The organism is Amycolatopsis sp. NBC_01286 (genome assembly GCF_035982555.1).
Taxonomy (GTDB): Bacteria; Actinomycetota; Actinomycetes; order Mycobacteriales; family Pseudonocardiaceae; genus Amycolatopsis.
This window is the reverse complement of the sequence record NZ_CP108428.1, coordinates 3,705,218-3,729,001: the sequence shown is the minus strand read 5'-3', so window position 1 is coordinate 3,729,001 and position 23,784 is coordinate 3,705,218. Positions and strand designations below refer to the sequence as shown.

21 protein-coding genes are annotated in these 23,784 nt (G+C 71.2%); 6 read left to right on the top strand and 15 right to left on the bottom strand.

The features are described 5' to 3' along the window. Positions 1–5 precede the first annotated feature (5 nt). On the bottom strand, positions 6–1,208 hold the full coding sequence (gene ilvA, locus OG570_RS18090) for a threonine ammonia-lyase (protein ID WP_247057714.1): 1,203 nt from the start codon (positions 1,206–1,208) through the stop codon (positions 6–8). Between the two features lie 94 nt (positions 1,209–1,302). Between ilvA and OG570_RS18085 the strand changes: the two genes are divergently transcribed. Beyond that, positions 1,303–1,575 (top strand): hypothetical protein, encoded by a 273-nt coding sequence (locus tag OG570_RS18085; RefSeq protein ID WP_326957838.1) that lies wholly within the window; start codon positions 1,303–1,305, stop codon positions 1,573–1,575. 71 nt (positions 1,576–1,646) lie between these two features. On the opposite strand, the gene OG570_RS18080 is transcribed toward OG570_RS18085, so the two are convergent. The 6 genes from OG570_RS18080 to OG570_RS18055 form a co-directional block, all read right to left on the bottom strand. Beyond that, complete coding sequence (locus OG570_RS18080) at positions 1,647–2,804, bottom strand: cystathionine gamma-synthase (RefSeq protein ID WP_247057719.1); 1,158 nt, start codon at positions 2,802–2,804, stop codon at positions 1,647–1,649. Between the two features lie 53 nt (positions 2,805–2,857). Beyond that, positions 2,858–3,319: a hypothetical protein gene (locus OG570_RS18075; protein ID WP_326957836.1), complete on the bottom strand. Its 462-nt coding sequence runs from the start codon at positions 3,317–3,319 to the stop codon at positions 2,858–2,860. A 36-nt stretch (positions 3,320–3,355) separates the two neighbouring features. Continuing rightward, a complete protein-coding gene (locus OG570_RS18070) occupies positions 3,356–3,748 on the bottom strand; it encodes a hypothetical protein (protein WP_326957834.1) in 393 nt (130 codons plus the stop codon). 404 nt (positions 3,749–4,152) lie between these two features. Next, positions 4,153–5,637 (bottom strand): hypothetical protein, encoded by a 1,485-nt coding sequence (locus OG570_RS18065; RefSeq protein WP_326957832.1) that lies wholly within the window; start codon positions 5,635–5,637, stop codon positions 4,153–4,155. 128 nt (positions 5,638–5,765) lie between these two features. After that, positions 5,766–7,136, bottom strand: a complete 1,371-nt coding sequence (locus OG570_RS18060; RefSeq protein WP_326944379.1) for a cystathionine beta-synthase — start codon at positions 7,134–7,136, stop codon at positions 5,766–5,768. Positions 7,137–7,483: 347 nt separating this feature from the next. Next, a complete protein-coding gene (locus OG570_RS18055; protein WP_326957831.1) occupies positions 7,484–8,428 on the bottom strand; it encodes a pentapeptide repeat-containing protein in 945 nt (314 codons plus the stop codon). 126 nt (positions 8,429–8,554) lie between these two features. Between OG570_RS18055 and OG570_RS18050 the strand changes: the two genes are divergently transcribed. Then, positions 8,555–9,775, top strand: coding sequence for an acetyl-CoA C-acetyltransferase (locus OG570_RS18050; protein ID WP_326957830.1), 1,221 nt, complete (start codon positions 8,555–8,557; stop codon positions 9,773–9,775). 321 nt (positions 9,776–10,096) lie between these two features. Here the strand turns inward: OG570_RS18050 and OG570_RS18045 are convergent, their stop codons facing one another. From OG570_RS18045 to OG570_RS18030, 4 genes are all read right to left on the bottom strand, one after another. Further along, the gene (locus OG570_RS18045; protein ID WP_326944382.1) at positions 10,097–11,629 is read right to left on the bottom strand and encodes a DHA2 family efflux MFS transporter permease subunit; all 1,533 of its coding nucleotides are present in this window, start codon (positions 11,627–11,629) and stop codon (positions 10,097–10,099) included. A 66-nt stretch (positions 11,630–11,695) separates the two neighbouring features. Further along, positions 11,696–12,964, bottom strand: coding sequence for a YeeE/YedE family protein (locus OG570_RS18040; protein ID WP_326957828.1), 1,269 nt, complete (start codon positions 12,962–12,964; stop codon positions 11,696–11,698). A 167-nt stretch (positions 12,965–13,131) separates the two neighbouring features. After that, a complete protein-coding gene (locus OG570_RS18035; protein WP_326957826.1) occupies positions 13,132–13,923 on the bottom strand; it encodes an LppU/SCO3897 family protein in 792 nt (263 codons plus the stop codon). Between the two features lie 153 nt (positions 13,924–14,076). Continuing rightward, complete coding sequence (locus OG570_RS18030) at positions 14,077–14,910, bottom strand: Bax inhibitor-1/YccA family protein (RefSeq protein ID WP_326944385.1); 834 nt, start codon at positions 14,908–14,910, stop codon at positions 14,077–14,079. 333 nt (positions 14,911–15,243) lie between these two features. On the opposite strand from OG570_RS18030, the gene OG570_RS18025 reads away from it, so the two are divergent. The 4 genes from OG570_RS18025 to OG570_RS18010 all read left to right on the top strand — a co-directional run bounded on the left by OG570_RS18025 (position 15,244) and on the right by OG570_RS18010 (position 20,863). Then, positions 15,244–16,704, top strand: coding sequence for a hypothetical protein (locus OG570_RS18025; RefSeq protein WP_326957824.1), 1,461 nt, complete (start codon positions 15,244–15,246; stop codon positions 16,702–16,704). 4 nt (positions 16,705–16,708) lie between these two features. Further along, positions 16,709–17,413, top strand: coding sequence for a class F sortase (locus OG570_RS18020; RefSeq protein ID WP_326957822.1), 705 nt, complete (start codon positions 16,709–16,711; stop codon positions 17,411–17,413). A gap of 107 nt (positions 17,414–17,520) precedes the next feature. Next, complete coding sequence (locus OG570_RS18015) at positions 17,521–19,512, top strand: SDR family oxidoreductase (protein WP_247057745.1); 1,992 nt, start codon at positions 17,521–17,523, stop codon at positions 19,510–19,512. A 130-nt stretch (positions 19,513–19,642) separates the two neighbouring features. Continuing rightward, entirely contained in the window at positions 19,643–20,863 is a 1,221-nt protein-coding gene (locus OG570_RS18010; protein WP_326957821.1) for a cell division protein DivIVA, read from the top strand. 281 nt (positions 20,864–21,144) lie between these two features. Here the strand turns inward: OG570_RS18010 and OG570_RS18005 are convergent, their stop codons facing one another. From OG570_RS18005 to OG570_RS17990, 4 genes are all read right to left on the bottom strand, one after another. Beyond that, positions 21,145–22,470: an amidase family protein gene (locus OG570_RS18005; RefSeq protein WP_326957819.1), complete on the bottom strand. Its 1,326-nt coding sequence runs from the start codon at positions 22,468–22,470 to the stop codon at positions 21,145–21,147. A gap of 25 nt (positions 22,471–22,495) precedes the next feature. Beyond that, complete coding sequence (locus tag OG570_RS18000) at positions 22,496–23,098, bottom strand: helix-turn-helix transcriptional regulator (protein ID WP_247057751.1); 603 nt, start codon at positions 23,096–23,098, stop codon at positions 22,496–22,498. 77 nt (positions 23,099–23,175) lie between these two features. Continuing rightward, the gene (locus OG570_RS17995; RefSeq protein ID WP_247057754.1) at positions 23,176–23,448 is read right to left on the bottom strand and encodes a WXG100 family type VII secretion target; all 273 of its coding nucleotides are present in this window, start codon (positions 23,446–23,448) and stop codon (positions 23,176–23,178) included. Beyond that, positions 23,445–23,717: a WXG100 family type VII secretion target gene (locus OG570_RS17990; protein ID WP_326957817.1), complete on the bottom strand. Its 273-nt coding sequence runs from the start codon at positions 23,715–23,717 to the stop codon at positions 23,445–23,447. Before OG570_RS17990 ends, OG570_RS17995 begins: the two co-directional genes overlap by 4 nt. Positions 23,718–23,784 lie beyond the last annotated feature (67 nt).

Sequence of the window (23,784 nt, the reverse complement as noted above, 5' to 3'; positions counted from 1 at the left end):
AAGCCTTAGACGACCGTATATCCGGCGTTCGTCAGCGCGATCTCGATCTCCTTGCAGTGCTCGGGACCGCGGGTCTCCAGCGCCAGGGCGACGTCGGCCTCGCCGAGGTCGAGGCTGCCGGAGATCCGGGAGTGCTCGACGTCGAGCACGTTCGCGCCCTGCCCGCTGACGCACGACAGCACGCCCACGAGCGACCCCGGCCGGTCCGGGACCCGCAGGTGCAGCCGCAGGTAGCGGCCGCCCGCGGTCATGCCGTGCTGGATGATCTGCAGGAGCAGCACCGGGTCGACGTTACCGCCGGAGAGGATCGCCACCACCGGCGGCTCGAACGCGCCGGGGTGCTGCAGCAGCGCGGCGACGGTGGCCGCGCCGGCGGGCTCGACGACCAGCTTGCGCCGTTCCAGGCAGAGCAGCACCGCCCGCGAGAGCGACTGCTCCGACACCGTCACGACGTCGTCGACCAGCGACGCGACGTGGGCGAAACTGACCGGGCCCGGCTCGCCGACCGCGATGCCGTCGGCCATGGTCGACGTCTGGCTCAGCCGGACGGGCGCGCCCGCGACCAGCGACGGCGGGTACGCGGCGGCCTCCTCGGCCTGGACGCCGATGACCTTGACGTCCGGCCGCACCGCTTTGACGGCCGAGGCGACCCCGCCGACCAGCCCGCCGCCGCCGGTGGCGACGAGGATCGTCTTGACCCCGGGCACCTGCTCGAGGATCTCGAGCCCGACCGTGCCCTGGCCGGCGATGACGTCCTGGTGGTCGAAGGGGTGAATGAACACCGCGCCGGTCCGCTCGCCGAACTCGATCGCGGCGGCGAGGGTCTCTTCGAGCAGCGCGCCGTGCAGGTGGACCTCGGCACCGTAACCGCGCGTGGCGGCCAGCTTCGGCAGCGGCGCCCGCAGCGGCATGAAGACCGTCGACCGGGCGCCGAGCAGCGACGACGCGAGCGCGACGCCCTGCGCGTGGTTGCCGGCACTGGCCGCGACGACGCCCCGCGCGCGCTCCTCGTCGGTGAGGCCGTGGATGCGGGTGTAGGCGCCGCGGATCTTGAACGAGCCCGTGCGCTGCAGGTTTTCGCACTTCAGGTGCACCGGACCGCCGTGGAGCCGGCGCAGGTCGCGCGCGTGCTCCATCGGCGTCACCCGGGTCACTCCTTTGAGGAGTTCGCGGGCGGCCTGGATCCGCTCGATGGTGACGAGTTCCATGAGCCGGATGATGCCACTCAGGAGATCCACAGGTTGATCGGACCGGGAGCCGGGTACCCTTGGCGTGTCAACTTGCGGTAAACAGGGAGCAACCATGGCACGGGGGAAACCCGCGAACGCCGCTCAACGGGCGCGCGCCACCCGCTCCGCCGGGCTGGTCCCGCTCGTGATCGGGCTGGCGTCGGCCGCCGCCCTCACCGGAGCCGCCTACATCACGGTGGACAGCGCTTCGTGCGCGTCGCCGGCTCAGTACATCCGCCACGACAGCCACGTCGAGCTGGTCGGCGGCTGCGTCGACGGCGCGGACCTGCCCGCCGCGGGCACCCCGAAGCCCGGCACCGTGGTGCACGGCAACTACAACCCCTGACCTGCGCGAAGCCTTCGCGGAACGGCCCCGGAACCAGTCGGTTCCGGGGCCGTTTCGCTGTGTTCAGGACGTCAGCCGAGCGCGGTCAGCAGGTCGGCGACCAGGTCGGTGCCGTCTTCGATGCCGACCGAGAGGCGCAGCAGGTCCGCCGGCACCTGCAGCGTCGAGCCCGCGGTGCTCGCGTGCGTCATCTTGCCCGGGTGCTCGATCAGCGACTCGATGCCGCCGAGCGACTCCGCAAGGATGAAGAGCTTCGTGCGCGCGGCGACGTCCAGCGCCGCCTGCTCGCCGTCGACGTGGCTGAACGAGACCATGCCGCCGAAGCGGCGCATCTGCTTCGCCGCGATCTCGTGGCCGGGGTGCTCCGGCAAGCCCGGGTAGTAGACCTTCGCGACCTTCGGGTGCTTCAGCAGCGCCTGCACGACCAGCTCGGCGTTGTCGCTGTGCCGCTCCATGCGCAGGGCCAGGGTCTTGATGCCGCGCAGGGTCAGCCACGCGTCGAACGGCCCGGGGACCGCGCCGGCGGCGTTGCGCAGGTAGAAGAACTGCTCGCGCAGCTCGTCCTCGTTGGTGACGATCGCGCCGCCGACGACGTCGGAGTGACCGCCGAGGTACTTGGTGGTCGAGTGCAGCACGATGTCCGCGCCGAGCGACAGCGGGTTCTGCAGGTACGGCGTCGCGAAGGTGTTGTCGACGACCAGGCGGGCGCCGGCGTCGTGCGCGACCCCGGCCAGCGCGGCGATGTCGGCGATGCCGAGCAGCGGGTTGGTCGGCGACTCGCACCAGATCAGCTTGGTCTCGGGCCGGATCGCGGCGCGCACCTCGTCGAGGTTGCCGAGGTCCGCGACGGTGTGCTCGACGCCCCAGAGGCTGAGCACCTTGTCGATCAGGCGGAACGTGCCGCCGTAGGCGTCGTTGCCGAGCACGAGGTGGTCGCCGGGGCGCAGCGTGCTGCGCAGCACCACGTCGGACGCGGCCATGCCGGACGCGAAGGCGAGGGCGTGCCGGCCGCCCTCCAGCGAGGCGAGGGCCTCTTCCAGCGCGCTGCGGGTCGGGTTCGCGGTGCGCGAGTACTCGTAATCGCCCTCGCGAGTACCGCCGACGCCGTCCTGCGCGTAGGTCGAAGTCTGGTAGATGGGCACGATCACCGCGCCGGTGCGGGGGTCGGGCTTCTGACCGGCGTGGATCGCGCGGGTCTCGAAGCCCAGTTCGGAGTAGTCGTCCACCATCCCTTCAGCGTACGGCCCGGGCCGTACATTCCCGGCAGGTGGGATGGCTCTCGTCACTCACGTCCAGAGACCGGGAGGCCGCACCAGCGGGCGGTCGGCGCCGCCGCCGAAAGGGCCAGCGTCGCGAGGGCCGGGGGCAGCACCAGGACCAGCGCCAGCACCCCGCCGGCCGCCAGGTCACCGGGGCCGCCGAGGTCGACGTACGCCAGCCCGGTCGCTGCCAGCAGCAGCGACGTCAGCGTCGCGACGATCGCCGTCGCGCTGCCCGCGATGCAGCCGAGGCGGCCCAGCGGGTCGTGGCGCATCAGCAAGACGCCGCCGGGCAGCAGCACCGCCGTGAGGAGCAGGTCGACCGCCGCGTGGACGGCCGTGCGGGGCGCGTCACCCGGGAACCGGACCAGCGCGACGACGTCGAGGAGCAGGCCGGCCAGGTAGAGCAGCCCGCCGAGGACGGCGAGGGCCGCGGCGGCCCGCGCCGTCCGGCCGGTGGCGGAGGTGAGCGCGGAGAAGATCACGCGCCGAGGATAGGGCCACGGCGGGTGACCGCGCGATCACCAGCTCTCGGACGTGTAAGCGCCCTGGCCGGTGAACACGGGCAGCGTGGGCGCGCGGTAGCGCAGGTAGCGGAACGTCGGCGGCAGGAAGGCCAGTACCAGCACGAACACCGAGAGCCCGGCGAGGCCGACCCGGTCGACCATGGCGAGGCCGCCGTGGGTGAACATCGCGTCGACGAACCGCGACAGCGGCACCCCGGCCGACAGCGGCTCGGTCAGCAGGGCACCGATCGCCAGCAGCGCGCCGAGCCCGAGCAGGACCGCCCCCGCGGTCGCGCGGAACAACGTCGCCAGCGAGCCGAGCAACAGCACGAGCCCGGCGAGGAGGAACGCGCCCAGATCGACCAGCACCAACGCGGGCAGCATGCCGAGACTGAATTCGGCGGGCATGTCGAGAAAGATCTTGACCGGCACGAATCCGGCGGCAACGGCGGCCGGCAAACCGAGCAATCCGGCGAGAACGGCCGTTACTCCGGACGGCCTAGCGGATGAATACGAATGCGAATGAGCTACCGGGTAACCGAGCGGACCGGCCACGAATCCCCCATCGACAGAACACGAACATCGGCGCTCAGCCTAGTCTGCACCTGGGGAAGTAGTCCTAAAAAATATCGGAATTCGGCCGGACGGCGGAACCCAAGATCATTTTCCTGCGCTAGAGGCAGAAATCCTGTCACGCGATCACGGCGCGCGATTCACCGACCGCTTGTCCTATTCGGACAATTGCACGCCTCGCTATAAATGCAGCGTGCCCCGGAGCCGAAATGGCTCCGGGGCACGAAAACGGTGTTCACTCACCACTGCTGCGGCGGCTGACCGAACCCTCCGCTGGGCGGGCCCTGCTGCTGCGGCGGCTGGCCCCAGCCCTGCGGCGGCTGACCCGGCTGCTGGCCCGGTTGCTGCGGGTAGCCGTGCGGCGGCTGACCCGGCTGGCCGAAGCCACCCGGCTGCTGCGGCTGCTGGTGCGGCGGCGGGAACCCGCCACCCTGCGGCTGCGGGAAGCCGCCACTGGCCGGGTTGGGGCCGCCCGGCTGGCCGTAGCCCGGAGGCGGGCCGTAACCCTGCGGCGGCTGGCCGAAGCCCTGCGGCGGCGGTCCGGGCTGCCCCGGCTGGCCGAACCCGGGCTGCTGCTGCAGGCCACCGAAGCCTTGCGGCGGACCGTCGAAGCCCTGCTGCGGGCCACCGAAGCCCGCGGGCGGACCGCCGAAGCCCTGCGGACCGGTCGACGCGGCCGCGCCGTCACCGAGGCCGACGAACTGCTTGGTCGCCGGGAGGAGCCCCAGCACGCCGATCGCCAGCACGAAGATCCCGGCGACGAGGTAGAGCGCCTGGCCGTTGCCGAACTTGATCGTCGCGCCGTCCGGCACGTCGATGCTCAGCTCGATCATGATCAGGATCGCGAAGATCAGCAGCACCGCGCCGCCACCGACCGCCAGGAACGAGGCGATCTTGTTCTTCAGGAACGTGAACACGGCGGCGCCCAGCGCGGCCAGACCGCCGACCAGCACCAGGATGTAGTAGATGGTCAACGCGCCGGGCGAGATGTACTGCCCGGCGTCCTTGGCCGCCTGGATCTGCTGATCGGTGACCTTGCCGACGGCGTCGGAGTACGTGGTGAAGTCGCTGTCGAACATGTCGACGAAGAAGAACACCACCGCGAGCAGGCCGAAGATCGCGAGCAGACCGGCCGCGATGTAGCCGAACAGCGGGTTGCCGCCGCCGGCCGGCGACGCGCCGAACTGCTGCTGCGGCGGACCCCCGAACTGCTGCTGCTGGGGACCACCGAACCCGGGCGGCCCGCCGAAGCCCTGCGGCGGCTGGCCCGGCTGGCCGAAGCCGCCCGGCTGCTGCTGCCCGTAACCACCCGGCTGGCCGTACCCACCCTGCTGCTGGCCGAACGCCGCGGCCGGGTTGTCGGCCGCGCTCGGCGGCGGGTTGTACGGGATCGCCGGCGGCGGCTGGGATCCCGGCGGGACCAGCTGCGTGGAGTCCGCGACCGGGGCGTCACCGCCGGCCGGGTTCACCCACTGCGTCGCGTTCGCGTCGACCGGCGGCAGCGCCTGGGTCGCGCCCGCCCCGCCCTCACCCGGCTGGGCGGGCTGGACGACCTGCGTCGGTTCCGGCGTCTCCCCGAACGGGGAACCGCCTTGTGGCTGCACGACCTGCGTCGGCTCCGGACTACCGAACGGGTTGTCCTGCTGCGGATGGGGGCCACTCGGCGGGCCCTGAGGTGGCTGGTTGCCACCCCACGGCTGGTTCGGTGGCTGCGGTGCACTCATGTGGGTCTTGAACCCCCTTGACGAGGACGCGAAAGTGTTCTATTTGCGCCCACGCTATCGGATCACCCGGCAGGGCGCTCGTAACGCCCCAGCCGGGTCCGCCGATTAAGACCTTCTTCGGCTTCTGGTCACCGACCGGCCAGGAAACCCAGCAGGTCGTGCCGTGTGACGACGCCGGCCGGCTTGCCGTCGACCAGCACGAGAGCGCCGTCGGCCCCCTCGAGCGCCGTCATCGCGGAACCCACCTGCTCACCGCCGCCGATCGTCGGCAACGGCGGGGACATGTGCCGGTCGAGCCGGTCGGCCAGCTGGGCCTTGCCGGTGAACAGCGCTTCGAGCAGGTCGCGCTCGTTGACCGCGCCGACGACCTCGGCCGCCATCACCGGCGGCTCCGCGCTGACCACGGGCATCTGGCTGACGCTGAACTCGGCCAGGATCGCGATGGCCTCGGCGACCGTCTCGTTCGGGTGCGAGTGCACCAGGGCCGGCAGCTGACCGCTCTTCTTCGTCAGCACGTCGGCGACCGTCGCGCCCGAGGAGTCCGGCGGCAGGAAGCCGTAGGAGGACATCCAGGTGTCGTTGAAGACCTTCGTCAGGTAGCCGCGGCCGCCGTCGGGCAGCAGCACGACCACGACGTCGTCCTCGGTGAGGCGTTCGGCGAGCTTCAGCGCGGCCGCGACCGCCATCCCGCACGAGCCACCGACCAGCAGGCCCTCTTCGAGCGCGAGGCGGCGGGTGACCTGGAACGAGTCGGCGTCGGAGATCGGGATGATCTCGTCGGCGACCTGGCGGTCGTAGGTGTCCGGCCAGAAGTCCTCGCCGACGCCTTCGACCAGGTAGGGACGGCCGCTGCCGCCGGAGTAGACCGAGCCCTCGGGGTCGGCGCCGACGACCTGGACGGCGCCGTCGCTGACCTCCTTGAGGTACTTGCCGGTGCCGGAGATGGTGCCGCCGGTGCCGACACCCGCGACGAAGTGGGTGATCTTCCCGTCGGTCTGCTTCCACAGCTCCGGGCCGGTCGAGAGGTAGTGGCTCTCCGGGTTCTGCGGGTTGGCGTACTGGTTGGGCTTCCAGGCGCCGTCGATCTCGCGGACCAGGCGGTCGGAGACGTTGTAGTAGGAGTCCGGGTGCTCGGGCGCGACCGCCGTCGGGCACACCACGACGCGAGCGCCGTACGCCTTGAGCACGTTGCGCTTGTCTTCGCTGACCTTGTCCGGGCAGACGAAGACGCACTTGTAGCCCTTGCGCTGGGCGACCATGGCCAGCCCGACGCCGGTGTTGCCGGACGTCGGCTCGACGATCGTGCCGCCGGGGCGCAGGGCGCCGGACTTCTCGGCCGCTTCGATCATCCGCAGCGCGATCCGGTCCTTGACCGAGCCACCCGGGTTCAGGTACTCGACCTTGGCCAGCACGAGCGGCTTGAGCCCCTTGGTCAACGAGTTCAGCTTGACCAGCGGGGTGTTGCCCACGAGGTCTGCGATGTGCTCTGCGTACTCCACGCCGTCAGCCTAAACGGCCTACCGGTGGCGTTGTCCACTCAGCACGTGGCAAGGCCTCCGGGCGGTCTCCGGGTGCGCGTCGGAAGTGACGGGCGTTGTGCGCGAGGTCGGGCCGTTCCGGCGCCGGCGTGTCGCTAAGCCACCAAGCCGCTACCGGTGCCGATTCACAGACCCGAGGGTCGCCGCACGCTGAGCCGTCATCCCGTCCCGGAGGTCCCGCCCGGCGCCGTGCGCGCGGTCGCGACCCATCAGAGAAGGCAGGAAGGCCCAGCAAGTGCCTCGATGTTCGACCATCCGGCTCACCTCCCCCGGGTTTCGGAATGACGAAGCTCTTTCCGAAACCGATCCTATCGGGTGCCGGCATCCGGCGGTGCGTCCTTTCGAGTCAATCGCGCGCGGTTCGGCCGGTCGGCGATCGGGCGTTCTTCCCAGTCCGGGGGCCAGGTCCTGGCGAAGCCGCGCTGCGCCTCGGCGCCGGCGAGCCGGGCCGCGGTCTTCGTCCCGAAATCGACCGGACCTGCGAAGACGGCGCCGTTGAAGGAGTCACGGTCGCCGCCGAAAACGGTGCCACGGAAATCGACACGGTCCTTGAAAGCCGCTTTGTTGAAGTCGGCTTTGGTGCGGAATTCGGTGCCGCGGAAGGACACGAGTTCGAGGAACGTCGTCTCGTAGCAGACGATCGACCGGATCGAACAGTGCGTGAGGTTCAGCCCGACGAGCGTCGCCCCGGAGAAGTCGAGGTCGACGTCCGGCCAGAACCCTTCGTTCGGCTGTTCGACGGACCCGGCGCGCAGGTGCAGCATCAGGATGCGCTGCGCGGTCTTGCGGACCTGCAGCTCCTCGGCGTTCTTCGAGTTGTGCTTGAACGGCATCCGCAGGTACGCGCAGAGCACGTTGACGATGGTCTGCCGGTGCGGCGCGTACCCGCCGGCGAGCCGTTCGAGGGCGTAGAGCCCGGCGAGCCGGACCGGCGCCTTCTCGCTGCCGAGCTGGTCGGCGGCCTTGCTGTACATCTCGGTGACCCGGCGTTCGGTGGCGTCGTGGTCCTTCTGCACCAGGTCCAGCTCGGCGGAGCGCTGCCGCCGGGCGGCCAGCAGCAGCGCGGCCGCACCCCCGGTGCCGACGACGATGTTGGCCGCGGTGCGCAGCGCGTCCAGCCGGGCGGAGTCCTCGGGCCGGCCCCCGCCGAGCAGCGACAGCAACAGCGTCGCCGCCAGCCCGGCGAGCAGCAGCAGGCCCGCGCCCCAGAGCAGGATCGTCCTCGTGCCCAGCACCCGCGCCTCGGTCCCCACCCGGGTGATCCTGCCAGCTCGGCTGTTGCCTTGGTCGCGTTCGGCTTTGTCCCGGGCGTGGTTCACGGCACTATGGTGAGCAACCGCTTAGCACGCTTAGCTCGCGATACGAGGATGTGTCACGTCATGCCTGAAGCCGTCATCGTCTCCACCGCGCGCTCGCCGATCGGGCGCGCCAACAAGGGCTCGCTGGTCAGCATGCGACCCGACGACCTGACCGTGCAGATGATCCAGGCGGCACTGGCCAAGGTGCCGCAGCTCGACCCCACCGACATCGACGACCTGATGCTGGGCTGCGGCCTGCCGGGCGGCGAGTCCGGGTTCAACATGGGCCGCGCGGTCGCCGTCGAGCTCGGCTACGACCACCTGCCCGGCTGCACCATCACGCGCTACTGCTCGTCCAGCCTGCAGACGACCCGGATGGCGTTCCACGCGATCAAGGCCGGCGAGGGCGACGTCTTCATCTCGGCCGGCGTCGAGACCGTGTCGCGCTTCTCGCGGGGCAGCTCGGACTCCTGGCCGGACACGCACAACCCGCTGTTCGCCGACGCCGAGAAGCGGACGGCGTCGACGGCGGAGTCCGGCACCGACAGCTGGACGGACCCGCGCACCGCCGGGGACGTCCCCGACGTCTACATCGCGATGGGCCAGACCGCGGAGAACCTGGCGCGGCAGAAGGGCGTCACGCGCGAGGACATGGACGAGTTCGGCGTCCGCTCGCAGAACCTGGCCGAGAAGGCCATCGCGGACGGCTTCTGGGCCAAGGACATCACCCCGGTGACGCTCCCGGACGGCACGGTCGTCTCGAAGGACGACGGCCCCCGCGCGGGCGTCACGGTGGAGGGCGTCTCGGGGCTGAAGCCGGTGTTCCGCCCGGACGGCCGCGTCACGGCGGGCAACTGCTGCGCGCTGAACGACGGCGCGGCGGCACTCGTCGTCATGTCCGACACGAAGGCGCGTGAGCTGGGCCTGACGCCGCTGGCGCGGATCGTGTCGACGGGCGTGACGGGCCTGTCGCCGGAGATCATGGGCTACGGCCCGGTCGAGGCGTCCAAGCAGGCGCTGTCCCGCGCGGGCCTGTCGATCGGCGACATCGACCTGGTGGAGATCAACGAGGCGTTCGCCGCGCAGGTCATCCCGTCGTACCGCGACCTGGGCATCGACCTGGACCGCCTGAACGTCAACGGCGGCGCGATCGCGGTGGGCCACCCGTTCGGCATGACAGGCGCACGCATCACGTCGACGCTGATCAACTCCCTGCAGCACCACGACAAGCAGTTCGGCCTGGAGACGATGTGCGTGGGCGGCGGCCAGGGCATGGCGCTGATCATCGAACGCCTCTCCTGAGTCGTTGAACGGCCGAAGGCCACCACCGGAAGTCTCGGTGGTGGCCTTCGGCGCGTCCGGAGGTGTGATCCGGACGCCGACACGCGTGATCGGGAGGTCAACTCGCGTGATCAGAGGGTCGACACGGCGAACCCGGACGACGGGGCCGTGTCGGCCCCGCGATCACAACCCACCGACGTGACCCAGCCGACCCCCGCGCACCGGGGGTCGGCTCGCGTGCCCAGAGAGTCGGGTCGCGTACCCAGAAGGTCGGCTCGCGTGATTGGGCGCGCATCTCGCGTGATTGGGCGCGTGACTCGCGTGATTGGGCGCGTGACTCGGTCAGTGGAGCATTACTGGTGGGGTCAGCTCCTCGCCTTCCGGGACCGCCGGGGCGGTCGGGCGGGACTTCGGGAGGAAGAGTGCCGGGATCACGCAGAGGACCACCAGGACCAGGGACCAGACGAACGTCGTCGAGAAGGCGTCCGCGGCCAGGCCGGTGGCCGCCTCGTGGGTGGCCGGGTTCATGATCGCCGCCGTGGCCGCGAGCTGACCCTGGGCCGTCGGGACGCCGAACTTGCCCGCCAGCAGGGCCGCCAGGATCGTCGCCATCACCGCCGAGCCGATCGCGCCCGCGGTCTGCTGGACGATGTTCGTGGCTGTGGACGCGCGGGCCATGTCCTTGGGCTGCAACGTCTGCAGCGCGGACGTCGTGATCGGCATCATCGTGCAGCCCATGCCCAGGCCCATCACGAACAGCGCCGACAGCAGCACCAAGTACGGCGTGGTCGCGGTGACCTGGGTCAGCATCGCCATCGAGCCGACCAGCAGCACCATGCCCGGCAGCACGATCTTGCGCACCCCGACCTTGTCGGCGAGCCGGCCGGCGATCGGCATCGTGATCATCGCGCCGAAGCCCTGCGGGGCCAGCAGCAGCCCGGCGTGCAGCGTCGTCTCGCCGCGCACCAGCAGGAAGTACGTCGGCAGCAGCATCATCCCGCCGAGGAACGCGACGAAGAACAGCGACATCGTCACCATCGCCGAGGTGAACGCGCGGTTCTTGAACAGCCGCAGGTCGACCAGCGGATTGGCCACGCGCAGCGCGCGCAGCACGAACGCCACCAGCAGCGCCAGGCCGCCCAGCGCCGGCAGCCAGACCTCGACGGCCGTGACGCCGCCCGCGGACGGGATCTTCGAGACGCCGAAGATCAGCGCGGCGAGCCCCGGCGACACCATGAGCATGCCCGCGAAGTCGAAGCGGGACGCCGCCTCCGGCTCGTCCTTCGGCAGCAGCCGCCACGACAGCAGCAGCGTGACGACGCCGATCGGCACGTTGATGAAGAAGATCCAGCGCCAGCTCACGGCGTCGACCAGCCAGCCGCCGAGGATCGGGCCGCCGATCGGGCCCAGCAGCATCGGCACGCCCAGCACCGCCATCACGCGCCCGATCCGCTGTGGACCCGCCGCGCGGGTCAGGATCGTCATGCCGCAGGGCATCAGCATGCCGCCGCCGAAGCCCTGCAGGACGCGGAATCCGATCAGCGTCTCGATGTTCCACGCCAGGCCCGCGAGCATCGAGCCGGCCAGGAACAGCACGATCGCGACCATGTAGAGCCGCTTGGTGCCGAAGCGGTCCGACGCCCAGCCCGTGATCGGGATCACCGTGGCGAGCGCGAGCAGGTAGCCGGTGGCGACCCACTGGATGACGTCGAACGACGTCGAGAACTCGATCGTGAGCTTCTGCAGCGCCACGTTGACGACCGTGGTGTCGAGGATCGCCATGATGGCGCCCAGCACCACCACGGACGCGACCTTCAGCACCCCCGCGTCGAGCGCGTCACCCTGCGGCGCGGCGGCCGTACTTTGCGTTGACATCAGGAACAATTCCCCCAGGTAGTGGTTTCGTCCGCGAGACTACCGGGGGCCACCGACAAAAACGTCTCAGCAGATGCTGTCGGTCGGAACCGGGTTCGCGAGCCCGAACAGCGGCCGCAGCTTCAGCCCGATCCAGGTGCCGCCGAGCGCGAAGACGCCCCACAGCCAGCCGTGCAGGCTGCCGGTGGAGATGCCGCCGAGGTACGCGCCGATGTTGCAGCCGCCCGCCATCCGCGCGCCGACGCCCATCATGATCCCGCCGAGGATCGCCGCGACCGCCGTGCGCCACGGGATCGAGCTGTGGATCTTCCACGCGCCCGCGGCCGCGGCGGCCACCGCCGCGCCGATCATGATCCCGACGTCGGTGAGGCTGTTCTTGTCCTTCCAGATCGGGCTGGCCAGCGACGTCGCGTTCGCCTTCTGCTGCCAGAACGCCCAGCTCTCCGGGTGCAGCCCGAACACCTGCAGGATCTTCGCGCCCCACAACGAGAACGCGCTGGTGACGCCCCAGATCCCGCCCGAGACCAGGAACACCGCGCCGGCCAGCACGCCGAGCACGAGCGCGCCGGCGAGCATCGGCCACGAGCCGCGGAAGACGCGCGCGAAACCACGCGCGGTCGGCACGGCGTCCACCGGCGGCGGCGTGCGGCGCTTCTGCACCGCGCGGGTGACCACCACGATCCCGGCGAGCACGGCGATGGTGATCGCCCACGAGCCGAACCAGCCGACGTGGTCGGCCAGCAGCACACCCTTGAACTCCGGCCAGCCGCTCAGCACCGGGTACGCCCAGGTGTAGAGCACCGAGCCGGTGATGAACCCGCCCAGCGTCAGCACGATGGCCGACTGGCCCGACCCGACCGCGAACAACGTGCCGGACGCGCAGGCGCCGCCGAGCTGCATGCCGATCGCGAAGAGCGTCGCGCCGACGAAGAGGGCGAGCCCGAGCGGGCCGGCCGTCGGCGCCGGCTTGCTGCCGAACAGCCCACTGCCGGTGCCCGCGATCAGCGCGATGAGCGTCGCGGCCGTGCCGAGCAGGACGGTGTGGGCCCGCAGGCCCTGGCCGTTGCCGACGGCGATCAGCTGCCGCCACGCCGACGTGAAGCCGAACCGCGAGTGGAACAGCGCGAGCCCGAGGCCCAGGCCGAGCAGCAGCAGGACGCCGAACTTGGCGCCGTAGCTCGCCCAGACGTACCAGGTCAGGCCCACCGCCAGGACGCCGGCGACGGCCAGCGGGACGACGCGGACGGGTTCCTCCGGCCGCGGCACGGGCGCGGCGCAGGAGGTGGGGAACTCGAGGAACTTCTTGTCACCGACGGGGGATTCGGTCGTCGCCACCAGTACTCCAGGCTCGGATCGGCGGAGCAGGACGATCAAAGCTAGGACCGGGCCGGGTCCGTCGCAGCCCGTCGCACAGTGTGGGACGAATGGAGCAATCCAGTAGCCCCTGAACGCCGAGAAGGCCCCCTCGCCGAGGCGAAGGGGCCTTCTCCGGTCTTGCGGTGTTACTCGTTCGTCTTGACGCACATCGTCGTCGCCGGCTCCGGGTAGACCGCGACGCGCGTGGCGTCGGTCCCCTCGCAGACGCTCTGGTCGGCCTGGCCACTGACGACCTTGACGAGCTCGCCGTCCTTCGACGGGTCGGAGCACGGGACCTTCTTGTAGCCCTGCGTCTTCGAGGTGAAGTTCGTCAGGCAGTCGCCCTGCTTGGCGTTGATCATCAGGCACAGCTTGTAGGAGCTGCGGCCACTGACGGTGTAGGTGTCGTACGCCGCGTCGCTGCCGCCCGGGCAGGAGTCACTGGAGCTGTCCAGCTTCTTGGCGATCTTCACGTTCGCGCTCGGGTCGTTGCAGTCGGCCTTGCTCGGCTCGTCGCCACCCGAGGTGAACTCGGTGACCGACAGGCAGTCACCGGCGTTCGAGCTGGCCGGCGACGTGGCGAAGTTGATGATCGCCAGCGTGCCGCCGACGATCACGATCACCGCGACGATGGCGAGGCGGATCCAGAGCGCCTTCGACTTCTTCGGCGGAACCGGCGGCGCGGGCGGGTAACCGGGCTGGCCGGGCGGCGGGCCGTACGGGCCGGGCTGACCCGGCGGCGGGCCGTACTGGCCGGGCTGCCCCTGGACCGGCTGGCCCTGGGGCGGCGTGCCGTACTGCGGCTGCGGCTGGCCCTGCGGCGGCGTGCCGTACTGCGGCTGGCCGTACTGCTGCTGCTGGCCGCCGGGAGGCGGCCCATAGGGATCGGGCTGACCCACCGGCTGCTGGCCCCCGGGGGCCGGAGGGGGAACGCTCACTGTGAACCTCACACATGTGAAAGAGAACTGACCGGCACATCAAACACGCAGGGTGATCAGCGTCCGCAGCGGGGTCCACGGATGAGACATTTACCGACAGAAAAGGCGCCCCGTCGATTACGGAGCGCCTTCACTGCAGGACGGTGAGCCAGCTTACTCGCGGAGGTACGACAGCAGTCGCAGGATCTCCAGGTACAGCCAGACCAGGGTGGTCATCAGGCCGAAGGCGACGTACCAGGCCCACTTCGACGGCATGCCCTCGCGGATCATCCGGTCCGCCTGGTCGAAGTCGAGCAGGAAGCTGAAGGCCGCGATGCCGATGCAGACGATGCTGAAGATGATGGCGATCGGGCCGCCGTCACGCAGCGGGTTGAAGCCGAAGGCCAGCGCACTGATCAGGTTGAACAGCATCAGGATCGCGACACCGACGACGGCGCCGACGATCCACTTGGTCAGCTTCGGCGTCACCTTGACCGCGCCGGTCTTGTAGACCACCAGCATGCCGATGAAGACACCCATGGTGCCGACGATCGCCTGCAGCGCGATGCCCGGGTAGATCACCTCGAACACGCCGCTCAGCGCGCCGAGGAACAGGCCTTCGGCGGCCGAGTAGACGAGCGTGAGCGGCGCGCTCGCCTTCTGTTTGAAAATGATCACCAGCGAGATGACGAGCCCGACGACCAGGCCGCCGAGCATCGCCCCGATGAGCGCGCCGGACAGCCGGCCGGTGTCGGCCAGCTGGTTCTGCGCCCAGATCGCCGTGACGATCCCGACGAGCAGCGTGGTGCCGAGGCTCATGCCCGTCTTGACGACGACGTCGTCGACCGTCATCGGGCGGTCGCCCTCGCCGGAGGAGACCTGTCCCGGGCCGTACCCGGGCACGCCGCCCTGGGGCTGGTTGAAGCCCACCGGGGGGCCGTACTGGCCGTGAGTCTGCGTTCCGCCCTTTGGCAGGTTGCGGAACGCCGGGTTGCTACTGGAACGCACCTGATCCTCCTGGATCTGCTGCTTTGTCAATCAAGCTGCGTGAATCAACGCTGCATCGGGTCCAACGACCGTCGGGGACGCGCGGTTCCCGTCGAGTAAAGACGACTTTACTCGACACCTGGTCAGCGGTCCTCGCGCACACCGTATGCGACCGACGTCACGACCGTTCGCCGACAGGCACCCGATGGACGCTAGACATCCCCAACCCGTTCGAGCGACCCTCACTTGGCGTGTTCGGATCTTCACCGAAAGCGCACCTGGGACTTGATCAAACGTGTGACCTGCGACGACACCCCGACGTCGGCGCGGGACCGTCGAAGGAGTCGAAACACCATGGGGTGGTCTGCACGCCCGCGCGCGGGTCGACGCGCGCTCACCGGCCTGGTCGCGGCCGCCCTGCTCGGCACCCTCTCGGTGACGGTCGGGGCCCCGGCGGCGTCGGCGGCGTCCCAGGAGGGCATCGGCTACGAGGTCAAGCCCGGGCAGCCGATGAAACCGACGCCGAGCCGCAACTGGCTGGGCTCCTACATCGTCGGCGGGCAGCAGGTGTTCTGCGTGAGCTTCCAGCTCAAGGCCCCGAACACCGACGAGGAGTACAAGCCCGGCGACGAGCTGCTGACGAAGTGGGGCACGAAGCTGCCCGCGGACCAGGCGGCCAACATCTCGTACCTGCTGCTGCGCTACGGCGACACGAAGAAGCCCGAGGAAGCCGCGGCGCTCGCGCACCTGCTGCACTCCTGGACGGCGGCGCCGCGCTCGGCCGCCGACCTCGACCCGTCGCTGACCGCCGACAAGATCGGTTACGACGCGGACTTCCACCTGAGCAAGCTGCCCGCGGCCGCCGTCGCCGCCGTGAGCAGGCTGACGACCGAGGCCGAGACCAACCGCGGCCCGTGGACCGCGTCGGTCACGACGCCGAAGGACGACCAGCACGCCGGCACCGCCGGCGAGTGGACGGTGACGGTCAAGAACGCCAAGGGCAAGGGCGTCGCCGACGTCCCGGTGAAGCTGACGGCGACCGCCGCGACGCTCGGCGAACAGAAGGCCGCCACGGCCGCGGGCAACGCGAGCCCGCAGGCCGCGGCCAAGGACGTCACGGTCAACACCGGCGCGGACGGCACGGTGAAGGTCAAGCTGACGCCGACCGGGGACAAGCCCGAGCTGGCCGCGTCCCTCACCGCCCCCGCCGACCGGCCGTACGTGCGCGCGCCGGTCAACACCGGCGTCCAGCGGGTCGTCTCGACCGGCGGCGAGAAGGAACTGACCGCCCAGGGCGTCGTCAACGTCGCGAAGCCGGGCGTGGTGCAGGTGACCAAGGTCGACGCGAACAGCGGCAAGGGCGTCGGCGGCGCGGTCCTGCGGATCACCGGCACGGACAAGACGTCGGCCGCCCTGGGCCAGGACGGCAAGCCGCTGACCGGCGCCGACGGCAAGCCCGCCGTCGTCACCACCGACGGGAAGACCGGCGGGGTCACCGTCGAGAACCTGCGGGCGCCGCAGGACATCTGCGTGGTCGAGGTCAGCCCGCCGCCGGGTTACACGAACGCCTACGACCCGCAGAACCCGCCGTCGGCCTGCGGGAAGATCGAGCCGGGCAAGACCCTCGCGCTGACCGTGTCGAACAAGCCGAACGAGGTGCCGCACGCCATCCCGGCGGGCGACCAGCCGGTCGCGCTGGCCCACGGCACGGTCGAGACGAGCTACTCGGGGCTGGGCGTGGCCGGGCTCGGCCTGCTCGCCCTGCTGGGTTCCGCGCTGGTCGGCTTCGCCGCTCGGCGGGCGTCGCGCGGGTAACGGGATGGCAGGCAAAGCCCGGCTGCTGGCCGGTTTCGCAGCGGGCGCGGTGACGGTGCTGGCGGTGCAGGTCGCCACCGGCGTGATCGACGCGCCGCCGTCGACGACCGTCGTCGCGGGGACGGCGCTGCCCGCCCCCGCGGCCGGGCGGTCGCCGGGCGGGGCGCCTGCAACTTCGAAGCCGCCTTCTTCTGCGCAACCGCCGCCTCCTGCGCCGCCGACGACGACCGCGGCGGCTCCGGCGGCGGAGACCCCGCGGGTGCCCGCGCCGCAGCAGCCGGGCACCGTCCGGCTGCCCGGCGGCGGCACGGCGACGTTGGTGCGCAAGGAACTCGGGCCGGGTGCCGAGCTGCCGATCCCCGCCGACCTCGGCCAGGCGACCTGGTGGGGCGCCGAGCTGGCCGCGGCGGGCGGGGCGAGCGTGTTCGCCGGCCACGTCAACTGGCGCGGCGCGACCGGGCCGTTCGCGGAGCTGTGGACCGACCGCATCGGCGGCCAGGTGTCCATTGTGGACGGCGCGGGCAAGACCTGGCGCTACACCGTCTCCCAGCTGGTCACCGTGCACAAGAACGACCTGGCCGCCCGCGCCGACGAGCTGTTCGGCCAGTCCGGCCCGCACCGGGTCGTCCTGGTCACCTGCGGCGGCCGCTGGGTCGGCGGTTCGGACGGCTACGAGGAGAACCGCGTCGTCATCGCGGACCCGGCCTAAGTTACTCGTGGGTAACATCACGTGGTGCCACGGTGGTCACTGACGCCCGGATGCAGCACAATGCCCAGGGGCAGGCAGCGTGTGCGGCGAGAGGTGAGGCGACGACGATGGCGACGTTCTTGGTGACCGGGGCGACCGGACTGATCGGGCGCCAGTTCACCCGGCTGCTGCTCTCCCGCCCCGACGACGACCGCGTGGCGCTGGTCGTGCGGGCCTCCTCGCGGGCCAAGCTGGCCGCGCTCGTCGACCAGTGGCCGCACTCCGACCGCGTCACGCTGGTCACCGGCGACCTCGGCGAACCGCTGCTCGGAGTGTCCGAAACGGACCGCGACGAGCTGCGCGGGCACGTCGACCACGTCGTGCACCTGGCCGCGCTCTACGACCTCACCGCCGACGACGAAGCCAGCGTCAAGGCCAATGTGGACGGCACGCGCGCCGTCGTCGACCTCGCCGCGGACCTGCGCGCCGGCTGCCTGAACCACGTCTCGTCGGTGGCGGTCGCGGGTGATCACGACGGCGTCTTCACCGAGGAGATGTTCGACGCCGGCCAGCGGCTGGTCACGCCGTACCACCGGACCAAGTTCGAGGCCGAGAAGATCGTCCGCGAGCAGGACAGCGTGCCGTGGCGGGTGTACCGGCCCGCCGTCGTCGTCGGCGACTCCGTCACCGGCGAGATGGACAAGGTCGACGGCCCGTACTACCTCTTCCCCGCGATCAGCCGCCTCGCCGGGCTGCCGGACCTGCCGATCTTCGGGCCCGACCTCGGCGACACGAACGTCGTCCCGGTCGACTACGTCGCCAAGGCGCTGCTGGAGCTGGTGATCCGCCCGGGCCTCGACGGCCAGGCCTTCCACCTGGTCAACCCCGAACCGCAGCCGGTCGTCTCGGTGTACAACGCCTTCGCGAAGGCCGCGGGTGCCCCGACGATCACGGTGCAGCTCAACGAGCGCCTCTCGCGGGGCATCGTCGGGCTGGTCAAGCTGTCCGAGCACATCCCCGGCTTCACCATCGCGCGCGACGCCGTGCTCGAGCGCCTCGGCATCCCGCCGGTGCTGCTGGAGACGATGGCGTTCCCGTCGGTGTTCTCCTCGACCGCGACGCGCAAGGCCCTCGCTGGCCGCGTCGAGGTGCCGCCGCTGGAGGACTACGCGGCGACGCTGTGGCGCTACTGGCGCGAGCACCTCGACCCGTTCCGCGCGCGCAAGCACGGGCCGCGCGGCGAGCTGGACGGCCGGCGCGTGATCATCACCGGCGCGTCGTCGGGCATCGGCCGCGCGACGGCGCTGAAGGTCGCCGCGGCGGGCGGGATCCCGCTGCTCGTGGCGCGGCGCCAGCACGAGCTGGAAGAGGTGCGCGACGAGATCATCGCGGCCGGCGGCACGGCGTCGGTGTACCCGGCCGACCTGACCGACGAGGACTCGGTGCACAAGGCCGTCGACGCGATGCTCGCCGAGCACGGCCGGATCGACATGCTGGTCAACAACGCCGGCCGGTCGATCCGCCGGTCGATCAGGCTGTCCTACGACCGGATGCACGACTACGAGCGCGCGATGGCCATCAACTACTTCGGCGCCGTCCGGCTGATCCTCGCGGTGCTGCCGCACATGTCCGAGCGGAAGTTCGGGCACATCGTCAACGTGTCGTCGATCGGCGTGCAGGGCATCGCGCCGCGCTTCTCGGCGTACGCGGCGTCGAAGGCGGCGCTCGACTACTTCTCGCGCATCGCGGCGACCGAGACGCACGGCGACGGGATCACCTTCACCACGATCCACATGCCGCTCGTGCGGACGCCGATGATCCGGCCGACGAAGATCTACGACGCGTTCCCGACGAAGTCGCCGGAGCAGGCCGCGGACATGGTGATGAAGGCGCTCCTCGAGCGGCCGAAGCACATCGGGACGCCGGCCGGGCAGGCGATCGGGCTGGCCTACACGCTCACGCCGGGCCTCACCGACGCCGTCGCGTACCAGGGTTTCCGGATCTTCCCGGATTCGACCGCGGCGGGCGGTTCGGGCGGGCTCAAGATCGGACGTGGCGAGAAACACCTCTCCCGCGCGGCGACGGCGCTGGCCCGGCTGTCCCGCGGCTTTCACTGGTGATCTTCCACTGGTGACTCTGCGTTTCCCGGGTACGGCCGTTCCGGCGACGCGCCGCCAAGGCCACGACACGTGTTGGTGATTTGTTAAGCCGGACGGCGGAAGCGCAGCGTGCCCGGGTACGGTCGGGCCCATGGTTCCTGAGCGCGAGAATGCCGCAAGCGCCCTCAACGGCCTGCTCCCCCTCCGTCGTGAGTACACCCAGGCCTGGCACGGCTTCGACCGGAACGAGGTGCGCCAGTACCTCGACCACGTCGAGGCGCAGCTGCGCCGGGTCGTCAGCGACCGTGACGCCGCGGTGGCGCAGACCGCCGCGGTCGCGCGCGAGCTGGAGTCCGTCCGGCAGCAGGTCGGGCAGCTCGAAGCGCGCGTCGAGGAGCTGAAGAAACCGCCGGAGCGGCTCGAGGACCTCGACGAGCGGATGCAGCGGACGGTGACGCTCGCGCAGGCCCGCGCGGACGAGATCGTCAAGCGCGCCGAGGCCGCCGCGGAGAAGACGTGGGCGGGCTCGACCGAGGCGTCGACGAAGCTGCGTGAGCGCTACACGCGGCTCGTCACGGAACTGGACAAGCAGGCCGATCTGCTCCATTCGGAGCACGAGAACGCGCTTTCCGAGACGCGCGCGGAGGTGCAGCGGCTCACCGTCGAGGCGGCCCAGCGGCGGGAACTGCTCGACAACGAGGCGGAGCGCAAGCGTCGCAAGCTCGAGCGCGAGTTCGAGGCGTCCCAGACGGCCCAGAAGGCGGCGCTGGAGAAGCACGTCGCCGACCAGCGCACGGCGAGCAAGAACCAGGCCGAGCGCCGGCTCGCGGAAGCGACGGCGGAGGCGAAGCGCCGCCTCGACGAGGCCACGGGCGAGGCCAAGCGCCGCCTCGACGAGGCGACGACCCAGGCCGCCCAGCGCACGACGGCGGCCAACCGCAAGGTCGAGCGGCTGGCGGAGATCCGCGAGCAGGCCCGCAAGAGCCTGGCGGCGGCGGAGGACATCCTCAACCGCAGCGAGACGCAGCTGGCGACCCTGCCGGAGGAGGCCGTGATCCCCCAGGCGTCCCGCCTGGTGGGCGGCGACTCCCCGGCCGAGTCCCCCACTACCCCGGCCGCACCGGTGGTCCCGGTGGTCCAGCCGACGCCGGCCAAGCCTTCGGGCGCGACGAAGGCGCCGGTGCCGGTTCCGGTGAAGCAGGCACCGGCGGTGAAGCAGCCCCCGGCGGCGGCCAAGCAGGCCCCGGCGGCGGCGAAGCCGGGCAACAACGCCCCGGCGAAGCAGCACGGCCCGGCGACCAAGCCGGTGAACGGGAACGGGAATGGCGCCGCGAAGCCGCTGACGCCCGCGGCGAGCAAGCCCAGCTCCTGAAGTCTTGAAGTGCCGTGAAGGCCGCGCTGCCGAGGTCGGTGGCGCGGCCTTTCGGCTGCGCGGGCCCAGTCGGTATCGCACCCTTGCGCCCCAGCGGCAGCCCCTGGGTCGGCGGCGCCTTCCTGCCTGAGCAGCCCCCGATTCCACGCTAGCCGTGGGCACCGACAGTTCCGGCTCCTCCGCACGCCGACGGCCGGGTTTGTCCACAAGCCGTCGTGGTTGTGGACAAGCCCCCCGTCCTGGCTTTGGACAAGCCCGACGGGATCAGCTCAAGTCGGAAGTCAGCCGCGGGTGGTTCGGGGCCAGGGGTTCGCCGCCTCCAGTTGGGCTGCCAGGCCCAGCAGCAACGACTCCCCTCCCGGCCTCGCCACCAGCTGGACCGACGTCGGCAAGCCTGACGTCGACGCCCGGCTCACCGGGACCGAGATCGCCGGGTAGCCCGCCAAGTTCCACAAGCCCGTGAAGCCCGCCAAGCGCAGCGACGGCACCACGTTCGACGCCCACCTGCGCTCGTGCCAGCGGCCCGCTTTCGCCGGCCAGTGGGACAGCGTCGGCGTCATCAGGACGTCGTGGTCCGCGAAGAACTCCTCCGCCCGCGCTACCCAGCGCTGCTTCGTGCGCTCGCGGATGAAGCCCGCCTTCTGGAACAGCTGGCCCAAGCGGACGTGCGTGCGGGTCCGGCGTTGCAGGCGGGAGAAGTTGAAGTCCTGGGCCTGTTCGGCCGGGCCGGCGCACCAGCGGGCCGAGATGCCCAGGAGCGCCGACACGGGGTACTTCGGCGCGCCCGGCGCGACCGTGTGCCCGGCCGCCGCAAGCAGGTCCGCCGCCTGGGTGACTGCCGCGACCAGCTCGCGGGGTACCGGCGAGTGGAGGACCGGCACCGTCGTCGACGTCCCGATGCGCAGCGCGCCGGGTGTAGAGACTGTCGCCAGTGCAGGGTCCGCGGCCAGTACTGACAGCAGGACCGCCGCGTCGGCGACCGTCGTGGCCAGGGGGCCGTGTACCGACATGCCGAACCAGCCGCCCTCGGCCAGCCGGTCCGCGCCCGGCTTCAGGCCTACCAGCCCGCACATCGCCGCCGGGAGGCGGATCGAGCCCAGGCCGTCGGTGCCGTGGGCCAGCGGGACCAGGCCGGACGCCACCGCCGCCGCGCTGCCGCCGGACGAGCCGCCCGCGGCGTACGTCGGCTCCCAGGGGTTGCGGGCGATGCCTTCCGGGGTGTCGCTCATCGGCCAGACGCACAGCTCCGGCACGCGCGTCAGCCCGACGAGCACCGCGCCGGCCGCGCGCAGCCGGGCCGCGATCACGCCGTCTTCGAGAGCCGCTGACGACGGGCCCGCCACCGAACCGTGCGATGCGAACTCGCCGGTGATCGCCGTGACGTCCTTGACCGCGACAGGCACCCCCGCAAGCGGCAGCGACGCCAGATCGGGCCGCGCGGCGACCTCGGCGGCCTCCGCCAGCGCCTCCTCGACGCGCACCCGGCGGAACGCGCCGACCACGCCGTCGGTGGCGGCGATCCGGTCGAGGGCTTCCTTGGTCACCTGTACCGGATCGAGCGTCCCGGCCCGCACCGAGGCCGCGATCTCTGCTGCGGTCGACACCATGATCGCGACCCTAGGCGAAACTCGCTCAGATTGCGCCCGCACGCAGCGCGTAGGCGACGGCGTGGGCGCGGTTGTTGAGCCCGCAGCGGGTCATCAGGCCGTAGAGGACGTTCTTCACGGTCCGCTCGGAATAACACAGCTTCGCGGCGATTTCCTCGGTGCCGAAGCCCTCGGCGACCAGGCGCAGCACGTCGCACTCGCGGGCGGCCAGCCCGGAGAGGGTGAGCCCGTTCGGCTCGAGGACGTCCCGGCGCATGCGCTGGACCTGCGAAAGCAGCGCCCCCTGCAGCCGCGGCGGCAGGTTCGCCGTGCCGTCGCCTGCCGCCATCACCGCCGTGACCAGCTCGGACCCGCCCGTGTCGCGGCGCGGCAGGATCGCCACGACGCCGCTCTCCAGCACCGACATCAGGTCGCTCTCGCGGAAGTGCTCCACGACCAGCACGACGTGCGAGGCCTTGGCCGCCCGGATCTCGCCCAGCACCGCCTCGGTGACGTGCTCCTCCATCACCAGCAGCACGTCGGGCACCAGGTCGGTGATCCGGACGTCCGGATGGGACTCCAGCAGGCTCACCGCGCCGGCGTGCGTGATCGGGTCCGAGGCGAGGACGGTCACTTCGACGGGCTTCATGCCCCGAGCATGACCTGTGGGTCTTCACGCCCTCCCTATTCCGTCTTCACGCCGGCCCGAAGGCCCGTGAAGACGGCTTAAGAACCGGCCTCGTCGTAGCCGCGGGCCAGCTCGCCGAACGCCTCCCGCGCGCGGTCGACGCAGTCCGGCATCCGCTCGGCCGCCCGGGCCCAGTCGCTCTTGGCCCGCAGGTACCGCTCTCGCGCCTCGTCGGTCCAGCCGGCCAGCCCCGGCTCCACAGTGGACTCCAGCTCGGCCAGCAGGTCGCCGAGGCCGCCGGTGATCGACCCCATCCGGTCGAGCACCAGGTCGGCGAGGGTGAAGTCGAACCGCTGGCGGGACACGGTCATGTCCCGCCCGGCCCGCCGGACCGCTGCCGGGGGACCCGGCCGCCGGTGGCCTCCAGCAGCCACGCGAGCCGGGTGAGGATCACGTCGAACTCCTGCTCCCAGTCGTTCATCGCCTGGCCGAAGCGCACCGCGGCCTCGCCGCGCCACGCCGCCTGCAGGGTCGCCATCTCGCTGTTGACGTCGCGGAGCTGGGAGTTCGCGGCCTCGATGGCGGACGCGAAACGCACAGCGGCGCCCTTCATGTCGTCCGTCGGCGCGGCTGAACTCATTCGCGGCTCCTCACGTGTCCGGCACCCGAGGGTGGCCTACCGGGCAGCCGAACGAAACCCCGCCCGG